4 protein-coding genes and 1 pseudogene are annotated in these 5,038 nt (G+C 36.0%); 3 read left to right on the top strand and 2 right to left on the bottom strand.

The window, feature by feature from the left end:
- Both AC1DJR_RS17045 and AC1DJR_RS17040 read left to right on the top strand, forming a co-directional pair.
- Positions 1-1,137, top strand: a 1,137-nt coding sequence (locus tag AC1DJR_RS17045) for an HNH endonuclease (RefSeq protein WP_477003089.1), incomplete at its 5' end; no start/stop codon positions are given.
- Positions 1,138-1,141: 4 nt separating this feature from the next.
- Positions 1,142-1,618 carry a DUF6985 domain-containing protein gene (locus AC1DJR_RS17040; protein WP_131246800.1) on the top strand — a complete coding sequence of 159 codons (477 nt, stop codon included), beginning with the start codon at positions 1,142-1,144 and terminating at the stop codon, positions 1,616-1,618.
- Positions 1,619-1,629: 11 nt separating this feature from the next.
- Here the strand turns inward: AC1DJR_RS17040 and AC1DJR_RS17035 are convergent.
- Together AC1DJR_RS17035 and AC1DJR_RS17030 are read right to left on the bottom strand one after the other, a co-directional pair.
- Positions 1,630-1,926 (bottom strand): annotated as a pseudogene (locus AC1DJR_RS17035) (serine hydrolase); the annotation flags it as partial.
- A gap of 178 nt (positions 1,927-2,104) precedes the next feature.
- Positions 2,105-3,427: an MFS transporter gene (locus tag AC1DJR_RS17030; RefSeq protein ID WP_131246801.1), complete on the bottom strand. Its 1,323-nt coding sequence runs from the start codon at positions 3,425-3,427 to the stop codon at positions 2,105-2,107.
- A 225-nt stretch (positions 3,428-3,652) separates the two neighbouring features.
- On the opposite strand from AC1DJR_RS17030, the gene AC1DJR_RS17025 reads away from it, so the two are divergent.
- Positions 3,653-5,038 (top strand): Spo0B domain-containing protein (locus tag AC1DJR_RS17025; RefSeq protein WP_477003088.1); only part of this gene is annotated, 1,386 nt, incomplete at its 3' end.

The raw sequence follows: 5,038 nt of genomic DNA, 5'->3' as shown, positions 1-5,038 counted from the left end.
GGGTTGAATATGGAGTGGACAACTTCTATTCAAGCGATTGGAGAAAAGATAACACGTAAAGAGAACAATTTTGTAAATAGCAATTTATCAGGTGATCATATAGAAGATAGTACAATGTTTGATAAACCCTTTGAAAAATCTATGCTCAGAAAAATTTGGGATGGTATATACGTTGGTTCTGGGCAAGTTATTGGAGGTATTGTAGAAGGGTTTGATTCATTAGACGATACAGTAACAAAAGAAAATATTAAGTATGCTATAGGTCATCCCTTAGAGACAGCATATACCATGTATAATACTTTTTCGGATTCATTTATGAATGATGTTTGGCATGGTGATTTAGAAAGTGGTACAAAGTGGGGAACAAATATTTTTATGGAACTTGGGTTAGGGTGGATTGGGGATAAAGGGATAAGCAGAGTAGGGAAAGTAACTACACTCGGTGAAAGTACGAATCTAGCAAAATTATCAGAAGGCGTCTCTTCCGTTTCAAATCAAATACCATTGAAAGCCCGATTTGCATTTGCTGGTGGAGATAGTATACGCTCTAAATTTGATATATCTGATTTAAAACAGGCGCTATCAATATATCAGTTTGCTAAAAGTAAAATTGATTTAGGGAAAATTGGAGATCTGTTGAATAATAATAAACAAAAAATGACAGATGGCAGAAATGTTACACCAAAATACAGTTCTTATGAGGAAAGACTTAAAGTATCAAATAAAAACCATGGCGAATGGGAAGGTGACCGTGGAGAATCTAAATTCATTTCTAACAAAGAAAAAGTAAAAAAATATCTAGATGAAATTAAAGCTGATGGAATAGAATATAAAAATGCAATGCCGGATTTTTCAGCTTTATCTAAAGTTGAAATAAAAATTGATATGACTGAAATTCGAGATGGTAAAAAGGGTAATTTCGCAAAAGCTGATGAAGCATTGGCCAAGAAACTATCAACTGATGAAATGAAAATAACCAGAACTGATATAAAAAAATGGCGAACTGAGAATCGTTACACTTGGCATGAACTTAACGATTGTGAAACAATACAGTTAGTACCTACGGATATAAATAGCGTCTTTAAACATTTTGGTGGAGTTGGGGAAATCAAGAAAAAAAATAGTTTAGGAGAATAAAATTATGAAAAAAATAAACCATGAATTATTTGGTGAAATTGTTCACGATTTATATTGGAGTGGACAACAAAAGATAACTGTTTTTGGACAGGAAAAAATGGTTTCTTTAACTATTGATGGAGAAGAAGATGATTTAATTCCTACAGTTCAAGAAGAAGCATATAGGAAGTTCATTACGGATATAAACAAACTTACAAAAGAAGCTGAACAAGCAATATTCGAGTATTATAAAGAAGAATATATGGAATATAGAGATATGGTAGGTGATGAATCTGCTGATAAAATAGCGCCGATTATAACAACTATTCAAGAATTAGGAAAACTGGTGGAACCTGTTGGGTTAATTATATTACCAGATTTTGAAGATGGAATTAGAAGAGTTGGATTAATATTCAATTGTACCTGGGAAGAGGACGGTGTCGGGGTGAAATTTGAAAATGAGCAAGTTGTAGAAGTTGGTTATCAAGACATCGTTATTTAAACTTCAAATTATGTGCTGTCACTATATCTAACAGAAGCATCTGCAAGTTCTTTTAACGTCATTCCTGTATCGACATGCTTTTCAGTAATTGGATTATAATTAGAATGCTCTTCATGAGTATACGTAATCCTTGGATCAAGAGCTTTTAATGAGTTCTTGCGTAAAATAGCGCCCACAGCTAATGATGTAGATGCAAATGCAAAACGATCATCTGAATGATAAGCAACAGTTTGATTTGTACCTGTGTCCAATGCATAAATACCAAGCGTAGCATCATATTCTTTTTCAAGTTTAGCAAAAGATTGATCACTTTTAAGATGAGGAAGAATTTGGGGTTTGTAAAATAACAATAGAACTACGTGTTTTTTCGTCATACAAAAACCTCTACATGTAAGTAGAGGTTTTTAAATTATATATGAATGAATTATGCTTTCTTAGATAAAGCAAATCGAGTTCAGGTAAACGAAGAACATAGAATACGTAATTTTAACTAGATTTATTATTAGCTAGTTTATCTCCACCACCAAGCTCCGCCTCAATCTGCGAAGTCTTCGATGACTCATCCATACGCCAATACGTAATAAAGCTTATCGCGATACATCCAGCTACGTAGAAGTAAAATAGTGATTCCATTCCGATACTTTTTAGCCATAATGCGATGAACTCGGCTGTTCCRCCAAATATYGCAACWGTTAGTGCATATGGTAAACCTACGCCAAGTGCGCGAATTTCAGTTGGGAAGAGTTCTGCTTTTACAATTGCGTTAATGGATGTGTAACCAGTAACGATAATGAGACCGACCATCATGAGTAAAAATGCTACGATTGGTTCTGTCGTTTTTTCCATAAAGAAGAAGATCGGTGCTGTTAGTAACGTTCCGAGAATACCGAAAGCCATTAATAGTGGGCGGCGTCCAATTTTATCGGATAATAGCCCTGCAATCGGTTGAAGTACAACGAATATAAGTAGTGCGGCAAAGTTAATCCAGCTTACAACTTCTTTCGGGAGACCAACTGTGTTTACCATGAACTTTTGTAAATATGTTGTGTACGTATAGAATGCAACAGTGCCTCCTAATGTTAGGCCGACTACTGTTAATACTGCTTTCGGGTGTTTCATAAGAGCGCGAACGGTTCCTGCGTTTTCGCGGTTTTTAGATTCCATTTTTGAGAACTGCTCCGATTCATCCATTGTACGTCGAAGCCATAATACAGCTACTGCGCCCATCGCTCCAATAATGAATGGAATACGCCATCCCCAAGCTTTCATATCTGGTTCGCTTAGTAATTGCTGAAGAACAATTTGAACACCTAACGCAACCATCTGTCCAGCAACGAGCGTTACATATTGAAAACTTGAATAAAAACCACGGCGTCCACTACTAGCCATCTCAGATAAATATGTTGCGGAAGTTCCGTACTCTCCGCCGAGTGATAATCCTTGCAGTAAACGGGCAAGAACTAAAATAATTGGTGCCATAATACCGATGCTTTCGTAACTAGGTGTACAGGCGATAATTAAAGAACCACCGGCCATAACCGTAATCGAAAGCGTTAATGCTGCCCGGCGTCCGTGCCGATCTGCATAGCGTCCCATTAATAAACTTCCGATAGGGCGCATTAAAAAACCAACTGCGAAAATAGCTGCTGTGTTCAGTAACTGACTCGTTGGATCTCCTTTAGGAAAGAACTCTGCTGAGAAGTAAACAGCGAAAGCAGAGTAAACGTACCAGTCGTACCATTCAATTAAATTGCCGACGGAACCTTTGAAGATATTGCCGGCGACTCGGTTAGATTTTGCTTGAGCCATAATAATTCCTCCTCTTGCTTATAAATAAAACGATAATTATGAAAGCGTGTTCAATGTAGTTGAATTGTACTGTTCTTTAATTGAAATCTCAATATTATGACAATTTTATTCTTTTTGTACTTTATGTACATGGAGAGTTTTAATAGTTGCTTCATTATTAGTTTTGTCATAATAATAGAAAAAGGAGATTGATAGTTTTGAATATTTTATCAAAGGGTATGGAGTATGAATAAATCACGTAAAGTGTCATTACAAACGAAAATAGTAAGCTTAATTATTACATTAATTTTATTTGTCGTTCTTCTATTAGCGGGAATATTTGTTTACATTCAGTCCGTTGATACGAAGCGGCAAGTGGAGCAGTTAGCACTGCAAACAGCTAAATCCCTTTCTTTTATGCCAGCTATAAAAGATGCTTTTCAATATAACGAGCATAAAAGTACCATTCAATCCATTGCGGAACAAGTTCGTGAGCAAGCTGGTGCAGATTATGTAATTGTGGAAGATCGCTATGGGGTTATGTATTCACATTCTAATTCTGAATTGATTGGAACAAAGAGTAACAATCTATATAACTATGAAGCACTTACTTTTGGTGGCTATTATACGCTCGAAGGAAAGGGAGTAAGTGGCCCGGCCTTAATGGCGAAAGCACCCATTATTGTTCATAACGGAGATTACGATCAAGTCGTAGGTGTTGTGACAGTAGAGTTTTTAATAAAAGGTATTGAATCTAACATATTGAGCAGAACGAAAGAAATCATACTCTTTTCTTTAGCGGTGTTACTAGTTGGAATTGTTGGCGGCATTCTTTTAGCGCGTAGTATTCGTAAAGATACACTCGGTTTAGAACCGAATGAAATTGCAGCGCTATACCGGGAACGAAGCGCAATACTACTATCTATAAAAGAAGGAATTATCGCTATTGATCAAAACGGTTTTATTACGATGATGAACACTTCGGCAGAAGAGATGCTTCATGTAAATGATGATTATATGCAGCAGCACATTTCAAAAGTTTTACCGGAATTTAATATGRAAAGAGTGCTAGAAAACGAYCAAGAAATCGCGTTTCAAGATAAAGTGTTTATTTTAAATAGGACACCGATACTTGAAAATAATAGTACGGTAGGCGTTGTATGTAGTTTTAGAGATAAAACGGAACTGCAAAACTTAGTGAATACGATATCTGAGGTAAGAAAGTATTCAGAGGACTTACGCGCTCAAACACATGAATTCACAAATAAACTTTTCGTCTTATCAGGATTACTTCAGCTAGGACATTACAAGGAAGCGATTGAATTTATTCAGCAAGAATCTAACATTCATCAAAGCCAAAACCATATTTTATTCCATCAAATTCATGATGCAAAAGTACAAGCTATTTTATTAGGGAAAATCGGAACAGCGTCTGAGAAGAAAATTGATTTTCATATTGAAGGAGATAGTGCACTTCATCCGTTACCAGACCATATAAAAGTTTCGCACCTTATTACGATTCTTGGAAACATAATCGACAATGCGTTTGATGCGGTGAGTGAACGAGAGGGAAAGAGTGTTTCCTTCTTTGTTACGGATATTGGACACGATATTGTGTTTGAAGTGATAGAT

Source organism: Bacillus sp. 05T31 (assembly GCF_056396725.1).
Note: the sequence above shows the minus strand (reverse complement) of the source record. Positions and strands in the feature narration are given on the sequence as shown.